This is a genomic window from Streptomyces sp. NPDC006516 (assembly GCF_040611875.1).
In the GTDB taxonomy this organism is placed as follows: domain Bacteria; phylum Actinomycetota; class Actinomycetes; order Streptomycetales; family Streptomycetaceae; genus Streptomyces.
Map to the genome: position 1 here is coordinate 45685 of NZ_JBEXPD010000006.1, position 19635 is coordinate 65319.

Consider the following 19635-nt stretch of genomic DNA (forward strand, 5'->3'; position numbering starts at 1 on the left):
TGGGCTCAGGCGCGGAAACCCTTTTCGATCGTAGACACGGCCCGCACCGGACTGCATCTTGTCGCTCACGTACCTGAATCGGGGTCCTGAGGCACAGCTGCTCCGACCGGCGGGGGGACGGGCACCTCGTTGCCGAAGTAGTCGACGTCTCCGGGATCCGTACCGAACAGGGCCCGCAGATCGAGTCCGTCCTGACCCGTGCAGTCCGGGACGACGGCCCTCGCGTCGTGTGCCGAGCGGATCGCCGGCAGTTCTCCCCCGGTGAAGCACGGGTCGATCGTCAGCCCGGTCGCGCGCTGTCCCACCCGCTCCTGATCGGTGGCCGCGCGCCACGCGCTCAGTTCCGGATAAGTACGGCTTCCCCAGTCGACCGACCAGGCTCCGTCCGTGGTGCGGTAGTTGTTGCCCTGCAACGTGACGTCGGCCGGCCCCAGGCCGGACTCCGCCGTGAGCACCGGCCCGCTCTCGTTGACCAGGACGTTGTTGCGCAGGACGACACCCTGTTCGCCCTGTCGCAGACGCAGGGCGGGTGCGGCACCATGAGAGGAGTCGGGCATCACCACGGTGTTCTGGTAGATCTTCAGGTCGCGGATGTCCTTGCCGTGTACGGCGATTCCGCCGTTGTGGGACAGCTTGCGTCCGTCGGACGCACTGATGTTGTAGCGGATCGTGTTGTCGCGATGTGCTCCGTTGGCCGTCCTCGAATAGGCGTAGTAGCCGGGGCCGTCGTTACCGAAGGTCAGGTTGTACTGGAGCGTCGAGGACGAGACGTTGGAGTCCAGTCCGAAACCGGCCCCGTCGACATCGGAGCCGGTGTGGTTGCGGTAGGACACGTTCCGCTCGATCCGAATGGCCGTAGCGTCGTAGGCCCAGATCCCCACGGGTCCGCTCGGTGCTTCGGCCGATGAGCGCGCCCCGTTGTCGTGGGCGCTGGACTCGCGCACGGTGGCGTCACGGACCGACCCGAGGATGATGCCGTCACCGGTGTGACGGTGGGCGGCCGTCGGGTCACCGGGGTTGCGGAAGGCCTCGACGTCCTCGATGTCGATGTTCCGGTGCGTGTAGGCGGGGCGTTCGGGGTCGAAGTCAGGGCCGTACGCGAGCAGTCCGGCGTCCTTGTTGTCGTGCAGCCGGGCCTGACGCACCGACACGTCCCTGAACCCCGACTTCTCGTCCTTGCCGCCGATCGCCACACCCACGGCGAAGCCCGAGACCTCGATTCCGGACAGCTCGACGGGTCCCAGCTTCCCACCGCCCGGACGGTCGTTGTAGAGATTGATGCCGCCTTCGTCGGCGCGGGTGCCGCTCCCGCCGGTCACGGTGAGATCGCTGATCTTCACACCCGCCGTGTTGTGCACGGAGATGCCCGGGCCGGTGGACGCCACGACAGTGGCCCGGCCGTCCCCGTACGAGCTGATCAGGACAGGCGATCGTGTGCTGCCTGCCTCGTTTGCCTTGATCGTGACGGTTCCGTGGAAGCGGGCACCACCCCGCAGCAGCAACCGGTCGCCGGGCTCGAGCGCGACGCGCTCCGCCCTGGCGAGCGTCCGCCATGCCTGGGTCTCCGACGTCCCGTCGTGCCGGTCGTCGCCCTCGGGACTCACGTAGTAGGTGCGTGTCGGTGAGTAGTGGGGCGTGTCGACGCAACTGGCCGCGCCCAGGGACAGCGCCAGGGCGAGCAGGACGCTGGGAGTACGGCGTCCCAGGGCGGGAGTGGAGGGGAGCCGGCGCATCGGGGTCATGCCTCCACGGGCTCCTGCGCATGTGGGTGCAGCGGCCCTTCGGTGGGAGCGGGCCGGGAGACGAACCAGCCGACCGTACGCCTCAGCCCTTCGTCGAGGGGGACGCGGGGGGCCCAGCCGAGCTGGTCCCGGGCCCGGGCGATGACGGGGCGTCGCCGGGTCGGATCGTCGACGGGCAGCGGCCGGTGCTCGACGGCGGAGGACGACCCGGTGGCGGAGAGTACGTGCTCGGCGAGCTCGCTCACCGTGTTCTCGCAGGGGTTGCCCAGATTGACCGGACCGCTGAGCGAGCTGTCGATCATGGCGATGAGCCCGCGTACGAGGTCGTCGACGTAGCAGAAGCTACGGGTCTGGCTGCCGTCCCCGTAGACGGTGAGGGGGCGGCCCTCCAGCGCCTCGCGGATGAACGTCGACACCACGCGGCCGTCGTACGGCCGCATCCTGGGGCCGTAGGTGTTGAAGATCCGCACGATGCCGACGTCGGCGCCGAGGCTGCGCCGGTATGCCATGGCCAGTGCTTCCGCATAGCGCTTGGCCTCGTCGTACACGCTGCGGGGCCCGATGGGGTTGACCCGCCCCCAGTAGTCCTCGGGCTGCGGATGGATCTCGGGATCTCCGTAGACCTCGCTGGTGGAGGCGAGGAGGAACCGGGCCCCGTGCCGCAGCGCCAGGCTCAGACAGTTCTCCGTACCGCGGCTGCCCACCGTGAGTGTCTCGACCGGGAGGCGGCCGTAGTCCACCGGCGACGCCGGGCTCGCGAGGTGGGCCACGGCATGCACGGGTCCGGGGACGTCGAAGGGCGAGGTCACGTCGGCCCGCAGGCTGTGGAAGCCAGGCGCGTCACGGAGCCTGGTCACGTTGTCCGGTTCCCCGGTGGAAAAGTTGTCCAGGCACCAGACCACGTCGCCCCTGCGGAGAAGGGCCTCGCACAGGTGGGAACCCACGAAACCGCCACCACCGGTCACCACGATCCTCATGACGCACCTCCTGCCACCAGCACCGGACGCTCGCTGGAGCGCTCGGTGCCCGATCCGAGCCCGCCGGCCTGCAGGCGCCCCAGGCTGTGCATCGCCCACCCGGCCTGCTGCCAGATCCGGGTATCGAGGCTGTTCCGTGCATCCAGCATCGACGGTTCGCGTACGACGAGGGCGAGAGCGGCCGGGTCGATCTGGCGGTACTCGGGCCACGCCGTCAGATGCAGCACCAGATCGGCGTCCGCGCAGGCTTCGGGGACGTTCGAGACGTAAGCCGGGCCGGGACACGCGGCGCGGGCGTTGTCCAGGGCCTGCGGGTCATGGACGCGGACCTCTGCTCCCTCCCGTTGCAGGGTAGAGGCGACAGCGAGTGCGGGCGAGTCCCGGACGTCGTCGCTGCCGGGCTTGAAGGCCGCGCCGAAGACCGCGACACGCCGGTCGGTCAGGGAACCGCCCATCAGGTCCCGGGCGAAAGCGACCGTACGGCGGCGCTGCCGCGTGTTGATGCGGTCGACCTCGTGCAGGAACGCGACCGCCTCGCCGGCCCCGAGCTCCTCGGCGCGCGCGGCGAACGCCCGGATGTCCTTGGGGAAGCAGCTTCCGCCGAACCCCAGCCCTGGCTCCAGGAAGCGCTCACCGATGCGGGAGTCCGCGCCCACGGCCCGGGCGAGGACCGTGGCGTCGGCATTCGCGACGGCGCAGACCTCGGACATGGCGTTGATGAAGGAGATCTTCGTCGCGAGGAAGGAATTCGCCGCGACCTTGACGAGTTCGGCTGTGGCCGGGTCGGTGGCGAAGAACGGCACCCCGGCCTGGATCATGGGCGCGTAGATCGTGCGCAGGGTGGTCTCAGCCTCCACCGAGCGGACGCCCACGACGAGTCTGTCCGGCCGCATCGTGTCGGCGACGGCCGAGCCTTCCCGCAGGAACTCGGGGTTCCAGGCCACCTCGCTGCCCGGCGAGATCGCGGCCAGTCCGCGGCCGATACGTTCCGCTGTTCCGACCGGCACGGTGGATTTGCCCACGACGAGACTGCCGGGCCGCAGCCGCGGTGCCAGTGATTCCAGCACGGCGTCGACGTACCGAAGGTCCGCGGCCGCGCCGTCGTGGCACTGAGGGGTTCCCACGCACACGAAGTGGGTCCGTGCGAAGGCTGCACCCTCGTCCATGGAGGTGGTGAAGTGCAGGCGGCCCGAGGCGATGGTGCGGGCGAGCAGCTCGTCCAGGCCGGCTTCGCACATCGGTGCGCGTCCTGCCGCCAGGGTGGCGACACGGGCGGGGTCGATGTCGATCCCGAGCACCTCGTGGCCGATGTCGGCCATGCACGCGGCGTGCACGGTTCCCACATATCCGGTGCCGATGACGGTCATGCGCATGATGTCACTCCTCACTGCTCGTCGGTCCGTCCGCAGGGGCGTAACCGAAGGGGTTGTGCTGCTGGAAACGCCAGGAGTCCCGGCACATGTCCGCCAGGTCCCGCCGGGGCCGCCATCCCCAGGCCCGCGCCACCGCGCTCGCGTCGGCGACGAGTTCGGGAACGTCGCCGTCGCGACGGGGCACGACCCGGAACGGGATGGGACTGCCGCAAGCCACACGGAAGGCGGCGACGACCTCGAACACGGAGTGCCCCTTGCCGACTCCGAGGTTGAACACACGCATCCCCGAGCTGTCGCTGAGCCTGTCCAGCGCTATGCGATGAGCCTCGGCCGTATCCATGACGTGGAGGTAGTCGCGGATCGCTGTGCCGTCCGGCGTGGTGTAGTCGTCGCCGAAGATCCGGAGCCGTGGGAGCCTGCCGATGGCCACCTGGGCCACCGCGGGCATCAGATTGTCCGGGGTCCCGTTCGGGTCCTCGCCGAGCAGTCCGCTCGGATGGGCGCCGACCGGGTTGAAGTAGCGCAGGCAGAGCACCGTGAACTCCGGGCGCCGTGCGCAGACATCGGTCAGGATCTGTTCGCACATCAGCTTGGACGATGCGTACGGGTTCGTCGGACGGGCGGGAGTCGATTCGTCCAGCGGGCCGCGTCCGGCGTCGCCGTAGATCGAGCAGGACGACGAGAACACCAGCTGGTGCACCTCGTGTTCCTGCATCGTCCGCAGCAGGGAAGTCGTCCCGGCCACATTCGTGTCGTAGTACTCGATGGGCATCCGCGTCGACTCGCCCACAGCCTTGTGCGCGGCAAAGTGCACGACGGCGTCGATTGGGTGGCGGTCGAATACGGCCGACAGGGCGCGCGGATCGCGGATGTCCAGCTCGTACACAGCACCGACGAAACGGTCGGTGATCCTCTCTATCCGCTCGAACACCTTGGCCGAGCTGTTGGAGTAGTTGTCGATCACGATCAGCTTGTAGCCGTGCTCGAGCAGTTCGACGCAGGTGTGACTGCCTATGAAGCCTGCCCCGCCGGTGACGAGAACGGTCGTCGGTGCACGCATGAGCGCATTTCCTTCCGGGGCGAGGTCAATTCCGTTCGTCTCCACCGCGCTCACCGGCCCAGTACGGCGACGGCGTAGGCCGGATAGAGGACACACGCGGCGGCGACCGGCAGGGCCGACAGCACACCGACGGTCAGGGACAGCCGGGCGGTGGACAGGGCGGACCGGAAGGTGACGCCGGCGGCCCGGGCGCTCTCTCTCACATGGAGCAGTGGGACGGCGAGCGCCACAGTGGCGTAGGCGACGGCCGCGACGATGCAGAGGAACACATAGCCGACCGAGGGGCTGGTGAGCTCGCCGAACACGGCGACCGTGGAAAGGGCCGTGGCGAGAGCGGCGAACGGGAGGGTCAGCCGGGCGAGCAGCGGCTGCGGTCCCGACTCGTTCTTGGGGGTGACCTTGAAGGTCAGAGGCCGGGGGCGCACCCGCTGGACGACCGCACCCGCCACTCCCAGGATGACGAACGGCCAGCGCGCCAGCGCGAACAGCCAGGTCTCCCAGCTGAGGAGCGGAGCGCCGCGTGGTCGCAACAGGCCACGACGGCGCATCAGCCACAGGGCCAGCATCAGCCACACGGGCAGGAACCAGAAGTGGAGCAGGAAGTCGAAGTAGTCCACGTTCATCCAGGGCAGACCGCTGATCACCGCTACCGGCGGGAGCACGAGGCCTGCGACGATCATGGAGCCCATGAGCGGGTAGTACGCCAGGGCGTAGCCGAAGCGCAGGCGCAGCAGGAACGGCAGCCGCCCCAGGTGCCGCGGGAGCAGGCCGAGCATCATCGTGGTGAGGCTCCGGGACCACTGGTACTCCTGAGTGATCATGTCCGCGAACGTGAGCGGACCGTCGCCGTGCGCCTCGGCGTCGATGGCGAAGGCGCCGTGCCATCCGGCGGAGTTGAGCAGGAAGGTCGTGGAGAAGTCCTCGGCGAGTTCGGGCCCGAGACCGCCGATGTCCCTCAGCGCCTCGGTGCGCACGGCGTAGTGGGAGCCGATGCACATCGGGGCGAGCCCGTCGCTGTGACCCAGCTGGATGGCGCCGTGCCAGACCGCTTCACGGTGGAGACGTCCCCTGGCGGACCAGGACCTGGCGTCGTTGGCGTCGCACATGCTCGGAGCGGCGACGTAGCCGATGGCGGGATCGGTGAAGGGCCGGACCATTTCGGTCAGGTAGCCCGTGGAGGGTACGTGGTCGCAGTCGAGCTGGGCGACGACGGCGTAGCGGTGGTAGCCCCAATGGTCGTAGAAGTAGCTGAAATTGCCTTCCTTGCACCGCGTCCGGCGGGGCCAGTTCGCCCGATGGTAGGTGTCCACGTCGCGTCGGCAGGAGATTCTCACGTCGTGTCCGCCGCACCAGGTCCGGATCTCCTCGGTCGGATCCTCGTCGCACAGCCAGACGTCGTACGCGTACGGGAAGTCCTGACGGCGCATGGCCTCGAGAGTCCGGCGCACGGTCCGCCAGGGTTCTGACGGCGCGCGGGTCACCGCGAACGCCACCGGGAGTCGAGGCACAGCAAGGTCCGGATCGACCCGGCGGAGCCGTAGTACGGCGACGAAGAAGTAACTGGGCAGCCCGGTGAGGTAGAGCAGCAGGATGCTGTTGACGATCAGTCCGGCCCAGCCTGCCCGGTGCTCCGGCTGGAGCCACCACGACCAGAACCAGAGGAAGGAGAGGACCCAGCCGACGGTCACGGCCAGCAGGACGGTCCGGTCGGGCCGCGGGAGGACGGGCACGAAGGTGGACGGCCGGGGCTTTCGGTGCCGGTACGGGTGCCCGAAGACCGGCCCGCCCGTGGTCACCCGGATGACGTTGCCGTCCGAGATCCGCGCCAGATGGCGCTCGATCAGGGTCCGGTCTGCGAAGTTGGTCTTACTGTGCGTCACGGCTGACGCCCCTGTGTAGGTCGAATGTAAGCTGACGGCTTACGTTTACGACGTATATGTACACTATTGCGCCGCTTGGCCCTTGTGGTCAAGGGGAGTTATGAGGAGTCATGCGAGACGATCGGATCAGGCGAGAGCGAGGTGAGCACGCGGCATGCCGAACGCACCGGAGGCTGACGGGCCAGGCCGGAGAGCCGCCGACCGTGGCAGGTACGGACGGCTGAGCAGGGAACGCGTGCTCGCCAGTGCCATGGGCCTGGTGGACAGGGAAGGCCTCTCAGGCCTCAGCATGCGCAGCCTGGGAGCGGAGCTCGGGGTCGAGGCGATGGCCCTCTACCGGTACGCGTCCAGCAAGGACGCCTTGCTGGACGGTCTTGTGGAGGCCTTTCACCAGGAGCTGGAGGAGGCTCTGGCAGCGGACGGGTCCGTTTCCGCGGCCTGGCAGGAAGAGCTGCACCGTCGGGCACGGGCCACCTACGAGGTGGCGATGCGGCACCCCAACGTCGTGCCACTGCTGGCGACCCGGCTCCTGTCCACACCGCTGGCCCGCCGTCCTTCGGCCGTGCTGCACAGCGACGAGCGAGTCCTGGACCTGCTGCATCGAGCAGGCATCCCCGAGCCCACGGCGGTGTCACTGCACCGGGCGTTCACCGCGTGGCTGCTCGGCTATCTGCTGGTCGAGCTGCGCGCCATGGATGACGCTCCCGAGGAGACCGACCCGGGTTTCCGGCTCGGTCTGCACCGCCTCTCGGCGCAGGAGTTCCCACGTTTGCGGGCGACAGCTCCCGCGCTGGTGGGCCGAGGCGGGCCGGAGGGGCTGGCGTCGGGCATCAATGCCTTGCTGGAGAGGTTCGGAAGCCGGCCCGCGGGGTCCGACGAGCACAGGCCGCAGCCGCCGGGGAGCTGACACCGCTTCTCGGGTTGCCGGGCACCTGCCGGGCGCCCCACCGAGCCCTACGTGAAGCCGAAGATGCGCGCGATGAAGTAACCGGCGACGACGAGCGAGCCCAGCAGCACCACGGTCGCCCAGAGGACAGGATGCTCCCAGATGCCGCCGTCGGGGCGCTCGATGTGTGCCTCGCTTATGGAGCCCTCGCAGGGAGGCGTCTCTCCCGGGGGCGTCAGTGAGATAGCCATGCCTCCACCATCTCTCGGTCCGTCCCGGTCCGCGCGGCCTGGGAGATGGGTGCACGCGTGCGCCCGTACGGAGTCCGGCCGGCCCTGTGAGTGATGCGAGGCGGTGGTTCGGGGCACCGTGTAGGAATGCCTGCAGTTTCCACGCCCGCGCCCGTAGTCAAACTCGTCCAGCGCACCACCGAGCCGGCCGCGACACAGACGCTGCGTTCGACAGCCGCAGCCGTGATCGCCTTCGCGGTGGCACAGCTGGTCCTGCCGGCTCCGCATCCCGCGCCGCTCACCGCCCCGCTGACCGCCCTGCTCGTGGTGCAGGTGACCCTCTACGCCACCCTGACCACGGGCATCCGGCGCGTCAACGCTGTCGTCGTCGGTGTCGTGATCGCCGGCGGATTCAGCGCGCTGGTCGGCCTGAACTGGTGGAGCCTCGGTCTGACGATCTTCACCTCCCTGCTCATCGGACGCGTCGTGCGCGTCAACGAGTTCGTCCCCGAGGTGGCGATCAGCGCGATGCTGGTCCTCGGTGTCTCGCAGGTCGCCAACACCGCATGGGAACGTGTGCTCGAGACGCTGATCGGCGCCGGGGTCGGCCTGCTCTTCAACCTCCTGTTCGCGCCCCCCGTCTGGGTCGAGTCGGCAGGCGCCTCCATCGGCGGCCTCGGGGAGCGGATGGGGGCGATGTTCCGCGCCCTGGGCGACGAGATCGGCGGCAGTCACCCCGTACGGGAAGCAGCCGCGCGCCTGCACGAAGCGAGGCGGCTGGACCACGACATCGTGGAGGTCGACGCCTCCCTGCGGCAGGCCGAGGAGAGCACGATGCTCAACCCCCGGGTCCGCCAGGGGATGCTGCACCGCGTCGTGCTGCGGACCGGCCTGGACACCCTGGAGATCTGCGCCGTGGTGCTGCGCGTCCTGACCCGCTCGCTGACCGACCTGGCCAAGGCGCGCACCGGAGAGGCGCTCTTCCCCGACGACGTGGCCAGGGGGCTCAGGGAACTGTTCCGGAACATGTCCGACGCCATCGAGGGGTTCGCGGTGATGATCACCACCCCGATGGCCGAGAGCGGCGAGGAGGCCGAGGAGCGCCTCGCCGACGCGCTCGCGCGCAGCCGTGAGACGCGCGACCGGGTGGCTGACCTGCTGCTCGCCGGGGTGCAGGAACACCCGCGGCAATGGCAGCTGCACGGCGCCCTGCTCGCGGAGATCGACCGCATCCTGGACGAGCTCGACATCGACAAGCGCACCGAGCGCCTGGCCGAGGAACTGGACCGCCGGTCGGCGGAGGTGCACGAGCGCCACCCCCGCCTACGGGCGATGTCCCGCCGACTGCGCGGCGCGACGCCCACGCGACGGCGGCCCGACGAGTGAACCGGCCGGTCAGTCCGTCCTGCGGCCGGGCTGTGTACGCCGGCGGTGGCTGGTGTCGCACCACGGGTACATCCGGCTGCGCCGGCAGGTGCAGATGGCAACCACGAACCGGTCGGAGACGGCCACACTGCCGTCCGCGCCGGTCACCTCCACAGGGCCCTCGACCAGCAGCGGCCCGTCGTCGCCGAGGGTGATCCGGCAGGGACGTCCGGTCCCGCAGGGCTGTTCAGGCGTGTTCGGCACGGATCACCACCAGCTCCTCCGTCGTCTCCGCGCGGTCCATCAGTCCCGTGTCCCGCAACCACCGGAGCCTGGACCGCAGCACGGGCCCCAGAGGCACCAGGGCCCGGTCGCTGACAGTGGCCCGTAGTCCGGCGTCGGACAGACGCCGGAGGGTCACGTCGCTGTCGCAGAGGCCGGAGTGCACCATCAGGAGACGTCCTCCGGGGCGCAGGGCCGCCGGGGCGGCATCGCAGACCCGGTCGAGGATCGCGCGTCCGTCGCGCCCGGCCTCCCAGGCGCGCGACGGGCCACGCTCGGGCAGCGCGCCCATGGGCGACGGCACGTAGGGCGGGTTGCAGACCACCAGGTCGTAGGACCGGCCGGGCAGCGCGGAGAGCAGATCGCTGCGCTGCACTGTGATGCGCCGACGGGACAGCAGTGCGTTCAGCCGGGCCGTCACCACGGCCCGCCACGCGATGTCCACGGCGGTCACCCGCGCACCGCGCCGAGCGGCGTGCAGGGCGAGCGCGCCGCTGCCGGTGCCGAGATCCAGGACCTCGGCGCCCGCTCCCACGTCCTCCCGGTCCAGGGCGGCCATGAGCAGGCGTGTGTCGTACTGCGGGGCGTAGACCCCCGGCAGCGTCATCAACCGGGCGGTACGGGTTTCCTCGGCCATGTCTGCGTACATCTGCGGCTCCCTTCGAGGAACGCGGGGAAGTGGGATTGGTCAGACCTGCCAGTGCGCCAGCAGGTGGTCACCGAGCCGGTCCTCCAGATACGAGGTGGCGGTGATGCCGAAAGCGATGTCGGCCGCCAGATCCGGTTCGTCGTCGAGCAGTCCGCCGATCACGTCCCGGCGCACCACCTGCTCGTGCACGGCGTCCGCCTCGACGTGCTCGGTGTAGAAGAACTCGGCGGCGGGGCCCGCCCCGGCGCGCTTCATGGCTGCGGCGAGGCGCCGTGACGCCGGGGAGGACGTGATCTCGACCGCCGCGAAATGGCCCACCAGCGCACCGCGCAGCCCCCGGTGCAGACCGAACAGCGACATCAGATTGACCAGGGTGAGCATGGGCGCGCAGCCCTCGTCGAGGTAGCGGCCGTACGTGGTGTCCAGACCCAGATCGGTCATGAGATCCGCGAACAGCTGCGCGTGGACGCGGTCCGCGCGCCCCGCGCCGAACTCGTCGTACTCGACCGCCGCCATGCCCGCCTTGGCCCGGCCGCTGAGGCGGGGCAGCACCCAGGCGTGCGGATCGGCCTCCTTGAGGTGGTAGAGGGAGCGCTGGACCGCGTAGTCGCGCAGGTGACGCAGTTCGCCCTCGTCCTGCAGGAACCAGGAGAGACCGGTACCGCGCACCGGCTCCACGAGAAGACCGGCCAGGATGTCGTCCAGGCTCCTGGTCTCCGTGGCGTCGTGCCGCAGCGCCGTGAGGAATCGGTCCTCCAACGCGGCGCGCACACCGAGCAGGGCGGGATCCCACTCCAGGTCGGCGTCCACGCCGGCGAACCCGCGGTAGTGCAGCTCGTAACAGACGTAGAGGGCGAGCTGCAGATCGTCGCCGTACGGATCGGCGGAACGGGCGGCGTCGGTATCGGGCAGCGCGCCGTCGCCCCTCAGGTAGGTGATCACGCCTGAGGAGAGCGGACCGCGCGTCTGCGGAAGGTGAGGGCCTGTGCGTTGACTGGACATGTGTTTCCTCCTGCCCCGACCTGCACGGGAGCCACATGGGCAACCGTGATCGACTTTACGCCGAACGCTCGGGACCGGCCCGTCTTCGCCCGTCCCCCCGCGTAGCGGGGGCCTATCGGTGTTCCCCGTGCCTCGTCCACTCCAGGAGCCGCTCCACCGGCCAGGTGGTGACGATCCGCTCGGCCGGCACCTCGCACTCCTCCGCCCGCGCGCAGCCGTATGGCTGCCAGTCCAGCTGACCCGGCGCGTGCGCGTCGGTGTCGACCGAGAACAGCACACCCGACGCGACCGCCTGCCGGAGCAGACCACGCGGGGGGTCCAGGCGCTCGGGCCGGCAGTTGATCTCGACCGCCGTGCCCGACTCCGCACAGGCCGCGAAGACCTGCTCGGCGTCGAACGTGGACTCCGGCCGCTTCTTCCCACCGAGGAGCCGGCCCGTGCAGTGTCCCAGGATGTCCGCGTGCGGATTGCGCACGGCGGCGACCATCCTCCTTGTCATCGCCGCGGAGTCCATGCGCAGCTTGGAGTGCACGGAGACGACCACCACGTCCAGGCGCTCCAGCACCTCGGCTTCCTGGTCGAGCGAGCCGTCGTCGAGGATGTCGCACTCGATGCCGGTGAGCAGCCGGAACGGCGCCCACCGCTCGTTGAGCTCCGCCACGACGTCCAGCTGCCGCAGCAGCCGGTCGGTCGACAGGCCGTTGGCGACGGTCAGCCGCGGGGAGTGGTCGGTGAGCACCGCCCACTCGTGCCCCAGCTCGGCCGCGGTGCGGCCCATCTCGTCGATGGGACTGCCACCGTCCGACCAGTCGGAGTGCAGATGACAGTCACCGCGCAGCGCGGCGCGAAGCGAGTCACCGCCCGCGGCCGGCGCTGCCGACGCCTCCTCCTCCAGCCGTTCCAGATAGCCGGGCGTCGAGCCCTCCACCGCCTCGCGGATCACCTGCGCCGTCTTCGGGCCGATCCCGCGCACCGACTCCAGCGAACCCCTCGTCACCCGGTCGGCGAGTTCCTTTCCGTCCATGGTGCCGATCGCCTCAGCGGCCGTACGGAAGGCCTTCACCCGGTACGTCGCCGCCTGCGACCGCTCCAGCAGGAACGCGATCCGCCGCAGCGCGTCCACCGGCTCCACGGTCAGGGCCGCGCTGTGTGCTGAGGGTGCCCGTGGGTGCGCCGGGCTTCTTTCATCTCCGCCTCGTACAGGTGCCGGCGTCCTCCCAGGAGTTCCTGGCGCACTCTCTTCTCCACTTCGACGAAGGGCCGGTAGTAGGTGTCGTCGTACGCCTCGACGAGCTGGAACGTCCAGCAGCCGGGGATGACGTTGCGGCCCAGGATCTCGCGCTCCACGAGGTCGGCGTGCTCCGGGTGGCCACCCGTCCGGAGTAGTTCCACCGCGCGGTCGAGCGTCAGGTCCGCACCGCCCGTGAGCTGGTGGAACCCGTAGAGCTGCCCTCTGGCCCGCTCCACCCTCTCCAGCGCCTCCGTCAGCGCGCCGAGCGCTTCGACAGTCGTGTCGCCGACCCCGGACGGCCGTACGTGTTCTTCGTCCGGCCCACTCGCTTCACGGGTCTCACTCATACCTACGACTGTGCACGTGAACCGCGTGACACGTCCCGCGGGGACGGCGAAAGGGTGAGCGGCTCCGAACCCCGCGCGGCGGCGCCGAGATGCGCCCCGCCGGATCCTGACCAGACTGGTTCCCATGGCAGAGAATCGTCGCGCCCGCTCCGGGCACACCACGAAAACGGCAGCACCCCGCACCTCGTCCCGGCGAGGCCCCGAGCACGCTGCCCGTGCTGCCTGCGAGAGCTTGGAACGGCTGATCTGTCACCCCGCGGAGGGGGTGTCGGCCGTGAGGCGGAAGGACGACGGATGGTGCGTCGTGGTCGACGTACTCGAAGTCCCCCGCATTCCCGACACGACAAGCCTGTTGGCCTCCTACGAGGTCCAGATCGACGAGCGGGGCGAACTCGTCGAGTACAGCAGAGTCCGCCGCTACCGGCGTGGCTCAGCCGACGAATGACCCGTTTCGTCCCCACCCGGAAGGACGCTCCATGACCACGACCATGTACGCCGACGAAGTCGCCCCCTGCCCGCCCCGGGCCGGCACGCTCTACGACGTCCTGGAACTCATCCTGGACCGGGGAATGGTCATCGACGTGTTCGTCAGGGTGTCGCTGGTCGGCATCGAGATCCTCAAGATAGACGCGCGCATCGTCGTCGCCAGCGTGGACACCTACCTGCGCTTCGCCGAGGCGTGCAACCGCCTCGACCTGGAACGCGACTCGGGCAGCACGACCATCCCCGAGCTGCTCGGCGGACGCGCCGCCAAGTCGGTGGGCAAGCGGAAGGTGCGCAAGGCGGCGGAGTCGGTCGGCGATTCCGTGCGCAAGGCGGTGGGCGGCGGCGAGGACGACGAGGACGAGCAGGAGGAGCAGGAGGAGCGGCCCAAGAAGCGCCGGGCGCCCGCACGTGACGGGTCGAACCGACGCCGACGCGTGGAGGCATGAGCGTGACCGGTAGCGGTGTGTACGTGTACGCGATCCTCCCGGCGGGAGCGGACCTCCCGCCGGGCACGGCAGGGGTGGGCAGCCCTCCGGCCGCGCTGCGACCGGTGCGGGAAGGAAAGCTCACCGCCGTGGTGAGCGACGCGCCGGTGCAACTCCGGGCGAGGCGACGCGATCTGCTGGCACATCAGGACATCCTGCTGCGCCTCTCGGACGACGGCCCCGTGCTGCCCATGCGCTTCGGGGCGGTCGCGCCGGACGAGGAGTCGGTGCGCGCCCAGCTGGCCGGATCGCAGACGGAACACCTCGCCACGCTGCGGGACCTGGACGGCGCCGTCGAGATCAACCTCAAGGCCTTTCCCGCCCAGGACTCGCTCGCCTCGGTCGTCGCCGAGGAGAAGAACGTACGGCGCCTGCGTGAGGCCGTCCGCAGGCGCCCCGACTACGAGGCGAACGTGCGCCTCGGCGAGGCCGTCGCCACCGCGCTGGCCCGCAGGGCGGGCGAAGCGGGGAAGAAACTGCTTCACAGGCTCACCCCCATGGCCCGTGCGGTGGCCACAGGACCGGAGGTCCATGGCTGCGCGCTGAACGTGTCGTTCCTCGTCGACCGGAGCGCAAGCGACGCCTTCCGTGCGACGGCGCGGACGTTCGCCGATGCGCATCGCGAGCACGTCGAGCTCCGCGTCGCGGGGCCGCTGCCTTGCTACAGCTTCGTTCCCTCGCACGGTCGCCGGGCATCGGTCGCAGGGGTCTGACATGGGACTGATCACCGGCCTGCTCCTGGCGCCCCTCGCGCCGGTGCGAGGCGTGATCTGGGTCGCGGAGAAGGTGAACGACGCGGCCGACCGCGAACTCCACGACCCGGGTGTGATCCGGGCACAGCTGCTCGCCCTGAACCAGGAGCTCGAGGACGGCCACATCAGTCTGGAGGAGTTCGAACGGGAAGAGGAGGAGCTGCTCGACCGGCTTCATGCCGCGCGAGTCCGCCCCGCACCGAACCATCGAAGGTGACTCACTCATGGAAGATCAGACAAAGGTGACGCTCGCAGCAGCCATGGTGGGCGGATACGTACTCGGCCGGACGAAGAAGGGCCGCATGGCCCTCTCCGTCGCGACCTACCTGGCAGGCAGGCGCTTCGGCCTGGAACCGCGCCAGCTCGCCGCGGAAGGCATGCGCCGACTGGGCGAGATGCCTCAATTCGCCGCGCTGCAGGAACAGTTGAAGGGCGAAGTCCTCGAATCCGGCCGAAAGGCACTGACCGCGGCGGCCGACCGGGGCATGAACTCCCTGGCGGACGCCCTGAGCGAGCGGACGGCTCGCCTCGGTGAGCCGGACGAGGAGGAGCCGGAAGAGGACGAAGAGGATCACGAGGACGAGGAGTACGACGAGGAAGAGCCGGAGGAAGAGGAAGAGCCGGAGGAAGAGCCGGAAGAGGACGAAGAGGAATTCGAGGACCAGGAACCGGAAGAAGAGGAGGAGGAAGAGGGAGAGGAAGAGGAGGAACCCGAGGAAGAAGAGGAGCCGGAAGAAGAGGAGCCGGAAGAAGAGGAAGAAGAGGAGCCGGAAGAAGAGGAAGAAGAGGAGCCGGAAGAAGAGGAAGAGGAGGAGCCGGAAGAAGAGCGGCCGAGCGCTCGGCGTAAGCCCTCCGACACGGCCGGGCGTGGGGCCGGCAAGAAGGCCGAGCCGGCCAAGAAGGCCGCGGCCAAGAAGGCGCCCGCGAAGAAGGCGCCTGCGAAGAAGGCGGCTGCCAAGAAGTCGGCTCCGGCGAAGAAGGCGGCTCCGGCCAAGAAGGCGCCGGCCAAGAAGTCCGCGCCGGCCGCGAAGAAGTCGGCTCCGGCCAAGAAGGCAGCAGCGAAGAAGACCGCCCCGGCCAAGAAGGCTCCGGCGAAGAAGTCGGCTCCGGCGAAGAAGTCAGCCGCTCGCAAGGCACCCGCCAAGAAGTCGGCGCCGGCTAAGAAGTCGTCGTCCCGGAAGAGTGCCTCGTCCAAGAAGACGACGTCATCGAAGCGAGCCGCGTCCACGCGCGGCGGACGGCGGAGGTAGGCAGTCATGGCCAGGACCGACAGTGACGCAAAAGAGGCGAACGAATCGGGCATGGACCGCCTTCGCGGAGAGGTCACGAACTTTCTCGGCGCGAAGACGGAGAAGCTCGCGCAGAAGGCGGGTGACAAGCTCACCGGCCTGACCGGGCAGCTCACCGACATGGCCGAGAACGGCGGTTCGCTGCCGTCGGTCGCCTCCCGTGTCCTTCAGGGGGAATCCCCTGTGAAGGCCTTCGTCGCGGACAAGGCCGGGAGCGTGAAGGACAACATCGTGGACAAGGCCAAGGAGACGTTCGGGGGTGGGAAGGGCAAGAGCAAGTCCGGCGGCGGCAAGTCCATGAACATCATCGAGGTACTCGACGTCGGAGTGCCCCTGCGCGACGCCTACGACCACTGGACGCGCTACGACAAGTTCGGCAGTTTCGCCAAGGGCGTGCAGAGCGTCTCCATGGACGAGGAGATGTCGAGCGACTGGAAGGTCAAGATCGGGCCTTCCTCGCGCGGCTTCAAGGCCACGGTCCAGGAACAGGTGCCGGACGACCGCATCGTCTGGACCTCCGAGGGGTCCAAGGGCTCCACACGCGGTTGCGTGAGCTTCCACGAACTCGCACCGAGCCTGACCCGGATCGTCCTGGTGATCGAGTACTACCCGTCGGGATTCTTCGAGAAGACGGGCAACCTGTGGCGCGTACAGGGCCGCCGCATGCGTCTCGACTTCAAGCTTTTCCAGCGCTTCGTGACGCTGACCGACGAGGAACCCGAGGGCTGGCGCGGTGAAATCCGCGACGGGGAAGTTGTCGTGACGCACGAAGAGGCCATGGAGAAGGAGGAAGCCGAGAACGAGGAGCCCGACGAGGAGGAAGAGGGGGAGGGGGAGGACGAGGACGGTTCGGAGTCCGAGTCCGAGTACGAGGACGAAGAGGAACCGGAGGACGAAGAGGAGGACGAGGGGGAGGACGAAGAGGAGGACGAGGAGGAGCCTGAATACGAGGACGAGGACGAGAACGAGGACGGGTACGAAGAAGAGGAGGAGGACGAGGACGGCGAGCCCGAGGAAGAAGAGGAAGAGGAAGAGGAAGAAGACGAGGACGAGGAAGAAGCCGCACCCAGGAAGCGGCGAGGGCGAAAGGCATCCAGGTGACCGATCTCGACCTCGGCCGGGAGGCTTATCCCATTCCTGGGCCGCAGAACACCAACCTCGCGGACATCCTCGAACGGGTCCTCGACAAGGGCATCGTCATCGCGGGCGACATCAAGATCGATCTCCTCGACATCGAGCTGCTCACCATCCGCCTCCGGCTGTTCGTGGCATCCGTCGACACCGCGAAGAAGGCCGGGATCGACTGGTGGGAGACGGATCCCGCCCTGAGTTCCCGCGCCGCCCGCCACGCCCTGCAGGACGAGAACCGTGACCTGCGCGAGCGCCTGGAGGCGCTCGAGGCGAAGTCGGACGAAGAAACGGCCAGCTGACGAGCAAGGAGAACCGAGCCTCATGAAGGAGTGCGGACCCGGACTTCCGGAAGCCGACGCCCTCTACGTGTTCGCGGTGTGCCGGGAACCGGACCCGGCGGTGATCGCTGACCTGCGGGGCGTCACGACGGGTGAACCGTTGCGACTACTGCGGTTCGGGGAGCTGGCGGCGATCGTCCAGACCGTCCGGGCGGCCGACTTCACGGACGAGGCGTGGCAGGCCCGCATGTCCGACCGGGGCGAGCTCGAACGGTACGCACGCGCGCATCACCACGTCGTATCGGCAGCCGCCGCCTCCTGTCCCACCGTTCCCCTGCCGCTCGCCACGCTGTACCACGGCGAGGAGCGGGCGCGCCAGGCGCTGTCCGCCGAGACCGAACGGTTCCGTGCTGCCTTGGAGCGCACGACGGGCCACTCCGAATGGGGTGTCAAGGTCTACGCGGGCGAGCCGCCGACGGCGGACCCGGAGCCCGGTGCACTTCCTCCTCGTGTGCCGGACACGGGGGGCGGGCGTCTCCGGCCGGCCCCCGGAGCCGGTCTCGCCTACCTGGAGCGCAAGCGCGGAGTGCAGGCGCGTCGCGAGCGGCGGCACGAGGACGCACTCCGGTCCGCCGAAACGGTCGACGCGGCCTTCCAGAAGGTCGCAGCCGCCGGCCGCAGGCTGCGACTGCAACCCCAGGAGCCCCCGGGGAAGGGACGCCTCCAGGTCCTCAACGCCACCTACCTGGTGGGGGAGCACCGGTCGGCCGAGCTCGAGGAACTGGCCCGGGCGCTGCGGGCCTCGACCGGCGCGGAGATCGAGATCAGCGGCCCCTGGGTGCCGTATTCCTTCGTCGGCGAGGTGTAGAGATGGAACGTGAAGTGGTGCCCTGGGACAACGCCGAGCCCTTGAGCGGGCCCATCGGGGTACCGCTCGTCGACCTGCTGGACCGGGTGCTGGCCACCGGCGTGGTGATCAGCGGCGACCTCGTGATCGCCATCGCCGACGTCCCGCTCGTGCGGCTCTCGCTGCACGCACTGCTCTCCTCGGTCAACGAACGCGTGCCGGCGCCGTGGGCGGACGGAGGCCCGCTGTGACCACTTCGAGACTCGACGTCGACTCCGATCAGCTGGGCCGGGACCTGGTGGCACTCGTGCTGACCGTCGTGGAACTGCTGCGGCAGCTCATGGAACGCCAGGCCATCCGCCGTATCGATCAGGGCGACCTCACGGACAGCCAGGTGGACGAGATCGGGACCACGCTCATGCTGCTCGACCAGCGGATGGCGGAACTCTGCGAACAGCACGGGGTGCGCCCCGAGGACCTCAACCTGGACCTCGGCCCGCTGGGAAGCCTGCTGCCACGCGACTGAGCCGGCGCTCCGAGGCCGGTGCACGTACAGCTGTGTGAATTGCATCGAATGGGGCATATATTCGATATGTGCCAGCTCCTCGCGTGAGGGCGTGGCGACCGGAGGCAGTCATGATCATCATCGGAGCCATCCTTCTCGTTCTCGGCCTGGTGACGGGTATCGGTGTCCTGTGGACGATCGGGATCATCCTGCTCGTGATCGGGGCCGTCCTGTGGCTTCTCGGAGCCGTGGGGCATGCGGTCGGGGGTCGTCGCCACTACTGGTGACCCGACCGCGGACATGTTTCGGGGGTGAGAATGGCGGGGGTGGAACCCCAGTGGTGCGGGAGCGCTCCCGCACCACGTCAACCCCCACTCCCGAAGCGGAGTGCATTGCATTGCATGAAATGTCATGGCCGCGTCATTCCGGGCGTGGGCGCGGCGCCTCGGAGGCGTCCTCGCCGCCACCCTGCTCTGTCTGCTTCCGTGTACGGGCCCCGCGAGCGCTGACCTGAGATGACCTCCAGCTGGTCACCGAGACCGGCAGCTACCCCCCCAGCCAGAACTACGAGAGCCCGATGTGCACCTCCGGCCTCAGCGGCCGTCATGAGGTCTGCGCGATCCGGCAGGCGTCGCACATGGAACAGACGTACTTCCTGTGCAGCGACGTGAACTTCACCTGACCCCCACCCGTCGCCCGAACGCTCCCCGGCCCCGTCGGATCCCTGTCCGGCGGGGCCTCGCGCGGCCCTTCTCGGGGGCGGCGCCGCGTACTTGCCGCGTGATCGATTGGCGGGCGCGCCCGCTCCGACCTAACGTCGATGAGTGAATGTTTCTGT

Annotated in this window: 24 protein-coding genes and 1 pseudogene; 14 read left to right on the top strand and 11 right to left on the bottom strand. The window is 69.2% G+C overall.

Annotation, left to right across the window (positions count from 1 at the left end; translation table 11 throughout):
- Positions 1-65: 65 nt before the first annotated feature.
- From ABZY45_RS18415 to ABZY45_RS18435, 5 genes are read right to left on the bottom strand one after another with little or no spacing between them, the layout of a single operon-like run.
- A complete protein-coding gene (locus ABZY45_RS18415) occupies positions 66-1742 on the bottom strand; it encodes a right-handed parallel beta-helix repeat-containing protein (RefSeq protein ID WP_356741172.1) in 1677 nt (558 codons plus the stop codon).
- On the bottom strand, positions 1739-2719 hold the full coding sequence (locus ABZY45_RS18420; RefSeq protein WP_356741173.1) for an NAD-dependent epimerase/dehydratase family protein: 981 nt from the start codon (positions 2717-2719) through the stop codon (positions 1739-1741). The genes ABZY45_RS18415 and ABZY45_RS18420 overlap by 4 nt, the downstream gene beginning before the upstream one ends.
- On the bottom strand, positions 2716-4092 hold the full coding sequence (locus ABZY45_RS18425) for a UDP-glucose/GDP-mannose dehydrogenase family protein (protein ID WP_356741174.1): 1377 nt from the start codon (positions 4090-4092) through the stop codon (positions 2716-2718). The genes ABZY45_RS18420 and ABZY45_RS18425 overlap by 4 nt, the downstream gene beginning before the upstream one ends.
- A 4-nt stretch (positions 4093-4096) precedes the next feature.
- Complete coding sequence (galE, locus tag ABZY45_RS18430) at positions 4097-5152, bottom strand: UDP-glucose 4-epimerase GalE (protein WP_356741176.1); 1056 nt, start codon at positions 5150-5152, stop codon at positions 4097-4099.
- A gap of 50 nt (positions 5153-5202) precedes the next feature.
- Complete coding sequence (locus tag ABZY45_RS18435; RefSeq protein ID WP_356741177.1) at positions 5203-7032, bottom strand: glycosyltransferase family 2 protein; 1830 nt, start codon at positions 7030-7032, stop codon at positions 5203-5205.
- Between the two features lie 154 nt (positions 7033-7186).
- Between ABZY45_RS18435 and ABZY45_RS18440 the strand changes: the two genes are divergently transcribed.
- Positions 7187-7939: a TetR/AcrR family transcriptional regulator gene (locus tag ABZY45_RS18440; RefSeq protein ID WP_356741178.1), complete on the top strand. Its 753-nt coding sequence runs from the start codon at positions 7187-7189 to the stop codon at positions 7937-7939.
- A gap of 47 nt (positions 7940-7986) precedes the next feature.
- On the opposite strand, the gene ABZY45_RS18445 is transcribed toward ABZY45_RS18440, so the two are convergent.
- Positions 7987-8169, bottom strand: a complete 183-nt coding sequence (locus ABZY45_RS18445) for a DUF6480 family protein (RefSeq protein ID WP_356741180.1) — start codon at positions 8167-8169, stop codon at positions 7987-7989.
- A gap of 126 nt (positions 8170-8295) precedes the next feature.
- Here ABZY45_RS18445 and ABZY45_RS18450 point away from each other — a divergent pair, with 126 nt between their 5' ends.
- The gene (locus ABZY45_RS18450) at positions 8296-9534 is read left to right on the top strand and encodes an aromatic acid exporter family protein (protein ID WP_356741181.1); all 1239 of its coding nucleotides are present in this window, start codon (positions 8296-8298) and stop codon (positions 9532-9534) included.
- Positions 9535-9543: 9 nt separating this feature from the next.
- Here ABZY45_RS18450 and ABZY45_RS18455 read toward each other — a convergent pair whose 3' ends face one another.
- The 5 genes from ABZY45_RS18455 to ABZY45_RS18475 form a co-directional block, all read right to left on the bottom strand.
- Positions 9544-9777 (bottom strand): CDGSH iron-sulfur domain-containing protein, encoded by a 234-nt coding sequence (locus ABZY45_RS18455; protein WP_356741182.1) that lies wholly within the window; start codon positions 9775-9777, stop codon positions 9544-9546.
- Positions 9761-10444, bottom strand: coding sequence for a HemK2/MTQ2 family protein methyltransferase (locus tag ABZY45_RS18460; protein ID WP_356741184.1), 684 nt, complete (start codon positions 10442-10444; stop codon positions 9761-9763). Before ABZY45_RS18460 ends, ABZY45_RS18455 begins: the two co-directional genes overlap by 17 nt.
- A gap of 39 nt (positions 10445-10483) precedes the next feature.
- On the bottom strand, positions 10484-11446 hold the full coding sequence (locus ABZY45_RS18465) for an iron-containing redox enzyme family protein (RefSeq protein ID WP_356741186.1): 963 nt from the start codon (positions 11444-11446) through the stop codon (positions 10484-10486).
- Positions 11447-11558: 112 nt separating this feature from the next.
- Positions 11559-12578 (bottom strand): PHP domain-containing protein, encoded by a 1020-nt coding sequence (locus ABZY45_RS18470; RefSeq protein ID WP_356741187.1) that lies wholly within the window; start codon positions 12576-12578, stop codon positions 11559-11561.
- Between the two features lie 2 nt (positions 12579-12580).
- Positions 12581-13024: a hypothetical protein gene (locus ABZY45_RS18475; protein WP_356741188.1), complete on the bottom strand. Its 444-nt coding sequence runs from the start codon at positions 13022-13024 to the stop codon at positions 12581-12583.
- A gap of 124 nt (positions 13025-13148) precedes the next feature.
- On the opposite strand from ABZY45_RS18475, the gene ABZY45_RS18480 reads away from it, so the two are divergent.
- The 12 genes and pseudogenes from ABZY45_RS18480 to ABZY45_RS18535 all read left to right on the top strand — a co-directional run.
- The gene (locus ABZY45_RS18480) at positions 13149-13469 is read left to right on the top strand and encodes a gas vesicle protein (protein ID WP_356741190.1); all 321 of its coding nucleotides are present in this window, start codon (positions 13149-13151) and stop codon (positions 13467-13469) included.
- A gap of 31 nt (positions 13470-13500) precedes the next feature.
- Positions 13501-13956, top strand: coding sequence for a gas vesicle structural protein GvpA (locus tag ABZY45_RS18485; protein ID WP_356741192.1), 456 nt, complete (start codon positions 13501-13503; stop codon positions 13954-13956).
- 2 nt (positions 13957-13958) lie between these two features.
- Positions 13959-14708, top strand: a complete 750-nt coding sequence (locus tag ABZY45_RS18490) for a GvpL/GvpF family gas vesicle protein (protein WP_356741620.1) — start codon at positions 13959-13961, stop codon at positions 14706-14708.
- A gap of 1 nt (position 14709) precedes the next feature.
- Positions 14710-14964, top strand: a complete 255-nt coding sequence (locus tag ABZY45_RS18495; RefSeq protein ID WP_356741194.1) for a gas vesicle protein GvpG — start codon at positions 14710-14712, stop codon at positions 14962-14964.
- Positions 14965-14971: 7 nt separating this feature from the next.
- Entirely contained in the window at positions 14972-15997 is a 1026-nt protein-coding gene (locus ABZY45_RS18500; RefSeq protein WP_356741196.1) for a histone protein, read from the top strand.
- Positions 15998-16003: 6 nt separating this feature from the next.
- Positions 16004-17137, top strand: a complete 1134-nt coding sequence (locus tag ABZY45_RS18505; RefSeq protein WP_356741198.1) for an SRPBCC family protein — start codon at positions 16004-16006, stop codon at positions 17135-17137.
- On the top strand, positions 17134-17466 hold the full coding sequence (locus ABZY45_RS18510; RefSeq protein WP_356741200.1) for a gas vesicle protein: 333 nt from the start codon (positions 17134-17136) through the stop codon (positions 17464-17466). The genes ABZY45_RS18505 and ABZY45_RS18510 overlap by 4 nt, the downstream gene beginning before the upstream one ends.
- Before the next feature lie 22 nt (positions 17467-17488).
- Positions 17489-18313, top strand: coding sequence for a GvpL/GvpF family gas vesicle protein (locus ABZY45_RS18515; protein WP_356741202.1), 825 nt, complete (start codon positions 17489-17491; stop codon positions 18311-18313).
- Positions 18314-18315: 2 nt separating this feature from the next.
- A complete protein-coding gene (locus tag ABZY45_RS18520; protein WP_356741204.1) occupies positions 18316-18543 on the top strand; it encodes a gas vesicle protein in 228 nt (75 codons plus the stop codon).
- Positions 18540-18818, top strand: coding sequence for a gas vesicle protein K (locus ABZY45_RS18525; protein WP_356741206.1), 279 nt, complete (start codon positions 18540-18542; stop codon positions 18816-18818). Before ABZY45_RS18520 ends, ABZY45_RS18525 begins: the two co-directional genes overlap by 4 nt.
- A gap of 110 nt (positions 18819-18928) precedes the next feature.
- Positions 18929-19084 (top strand): DUF6131 family protein, encoded by a 156-nt coding sequence (locus ABZY45_RS18530; protein ID WP_356741208.1) that lies wholly within the window; start codon positions 18929-18931, stop codon positions 19082-19084.
- A gap of 215 nt (positions 19085-19299) precedes the next feature.
- Positions 19300-19479, top strand: a pseudogene (locus ABZY45_RS18535) (cellulose-binding protein); the annotation flags it as partial.
- Between the last annotated feature and the right edge of the window lie 156 nt (positions 19480-19635).

Bases quoted from the DNA above. Each gene is read 5' to 3' on its own strand.
- ABZY45_RS18415 (WP_356741172.1), bottom strand. From the start codon at position 1,742: ATGACCCCGATGCGCCGGCTCCCCTCCACTCCCGCCCTGGGACGCCGT.
- ABZY45_RS18420 (WP_356741173.1), bottom strand. From the start codon at position 2,719: ATGAGGATCGTGGTGACCGGTGGTGGCGGTTTCGTGGGTTCCCACCTG.
- ABZY45_RS18425 (WP_356741174.1), bottom strand. From the start codon at position 4,092: ATGCGCATGACCGTCATCGGCACCGGATATGTGGGAACCGTGCACGCC.
- galE (WP_356741176.1), bottom strand. From the start codon at position 5,152: ATGCGTGCACCGACGACCGTTCTCGTCACCGGCGGGGCAGGCTTCATA.
- ABZY45_RS18440 (WP_356741178.1), top strand. From the start codon at position 7,187: ATGCCGAACGCACCGGAGGCTGACGGGCCAGGCCGGAGAGCCGCCGAC.
- ABZY45_RS18445 (WP_356741180.1), bottom strand. From the start codon at position 8,169: ATGGCTATCTCACTGACGCCCCCGGGAGAGACGCCTCCCTGCGAGGGC.
- ABZY45_RS18450 (WP_356741181.1), top strand. From the start codon at position 8,296: ATGCCTGCAGTTTCCACGCCCGCGCCCGTAGTCAAACTCGTCCAGCGC.
- ABZY45_RS18460 (WP_356741184.1), bottom strand. From the start codon at position 10,444: ATGTACGCAGACATGGCCGAGGAAACCCGTACCGCCCGGTTGATGACG.
- ABZY45_RS18465 (WP_356741186.1), bottom strand. From the start codon at position 11,446: ATGTCCAGTCAACGCACAGGCCCTCACCTTCCGCAGACGCGCGGTCCG.
- ABZY45_RS18475 (WP_356741188.1), bottom strand. From the start codon at position 13,024: ATGAGTGAGACCCGTGAAGCGAGTGGGCCGGACGAAGAACACGTACGG.
- ABZY45_RS18480 (WP_356741190.1), top strand. From the start codon at position 13,149: ATGGCAGAGAATCGTCGCGCCCGCTCCGGGCACACCACGAAAACGGCA.
- ABZY45_RS18485 (WP_356741192.1), top strand. From the start codon at position 13,501: ATGACCACGACCATGTACGCCGACGAAGTCGCCCCCTGCCCGCCCCGG.
- ABZY45_RS18495 (WP_356741194.1), top strand. From the start codon at position 14,710: ATGGGACTGATCACCGGCCTGCTCCTGGCGCCCCTCGCGCCGGTGCGA.
- ABZY45_RS18500 (WP_356741196.1), top strand. From the start codon at position 14,972: ATGGAAGATCAGACAAAGGTGACGCTCGCAGCAGCCATGGTGGGCGGA.
- ABZY45_RS18505 (WP_356741198.1), top strand. From the start codon at position 16,004: ATGGCCAGGACCGACAGTGACGCAAAAGAGGCGAACGAATCGGGCATG.
- ABZY45_RS18515 (WP_356741202.1), top strand. From the start codon at position 17,489: ATGAAGGAGTGCGGACCCGGACTTCCGGAAGCCGACGCCCTCTACGTG.
- ABZY45_RS18520 (WP_356741204.1), top strand. From the start codon at position 18,316: ATGGAACGTGAAGTGGTGCCCTGGGACAACGCCGAGCCCTTGAGCGGG.
- ABZY45_RS18530 (WP_356741208.1), top strand. From the start codon at position 18,929: ATGATCATCATCGGAGCCATCCTTCTCGTTCTCGGCCTGGTGACGGGT.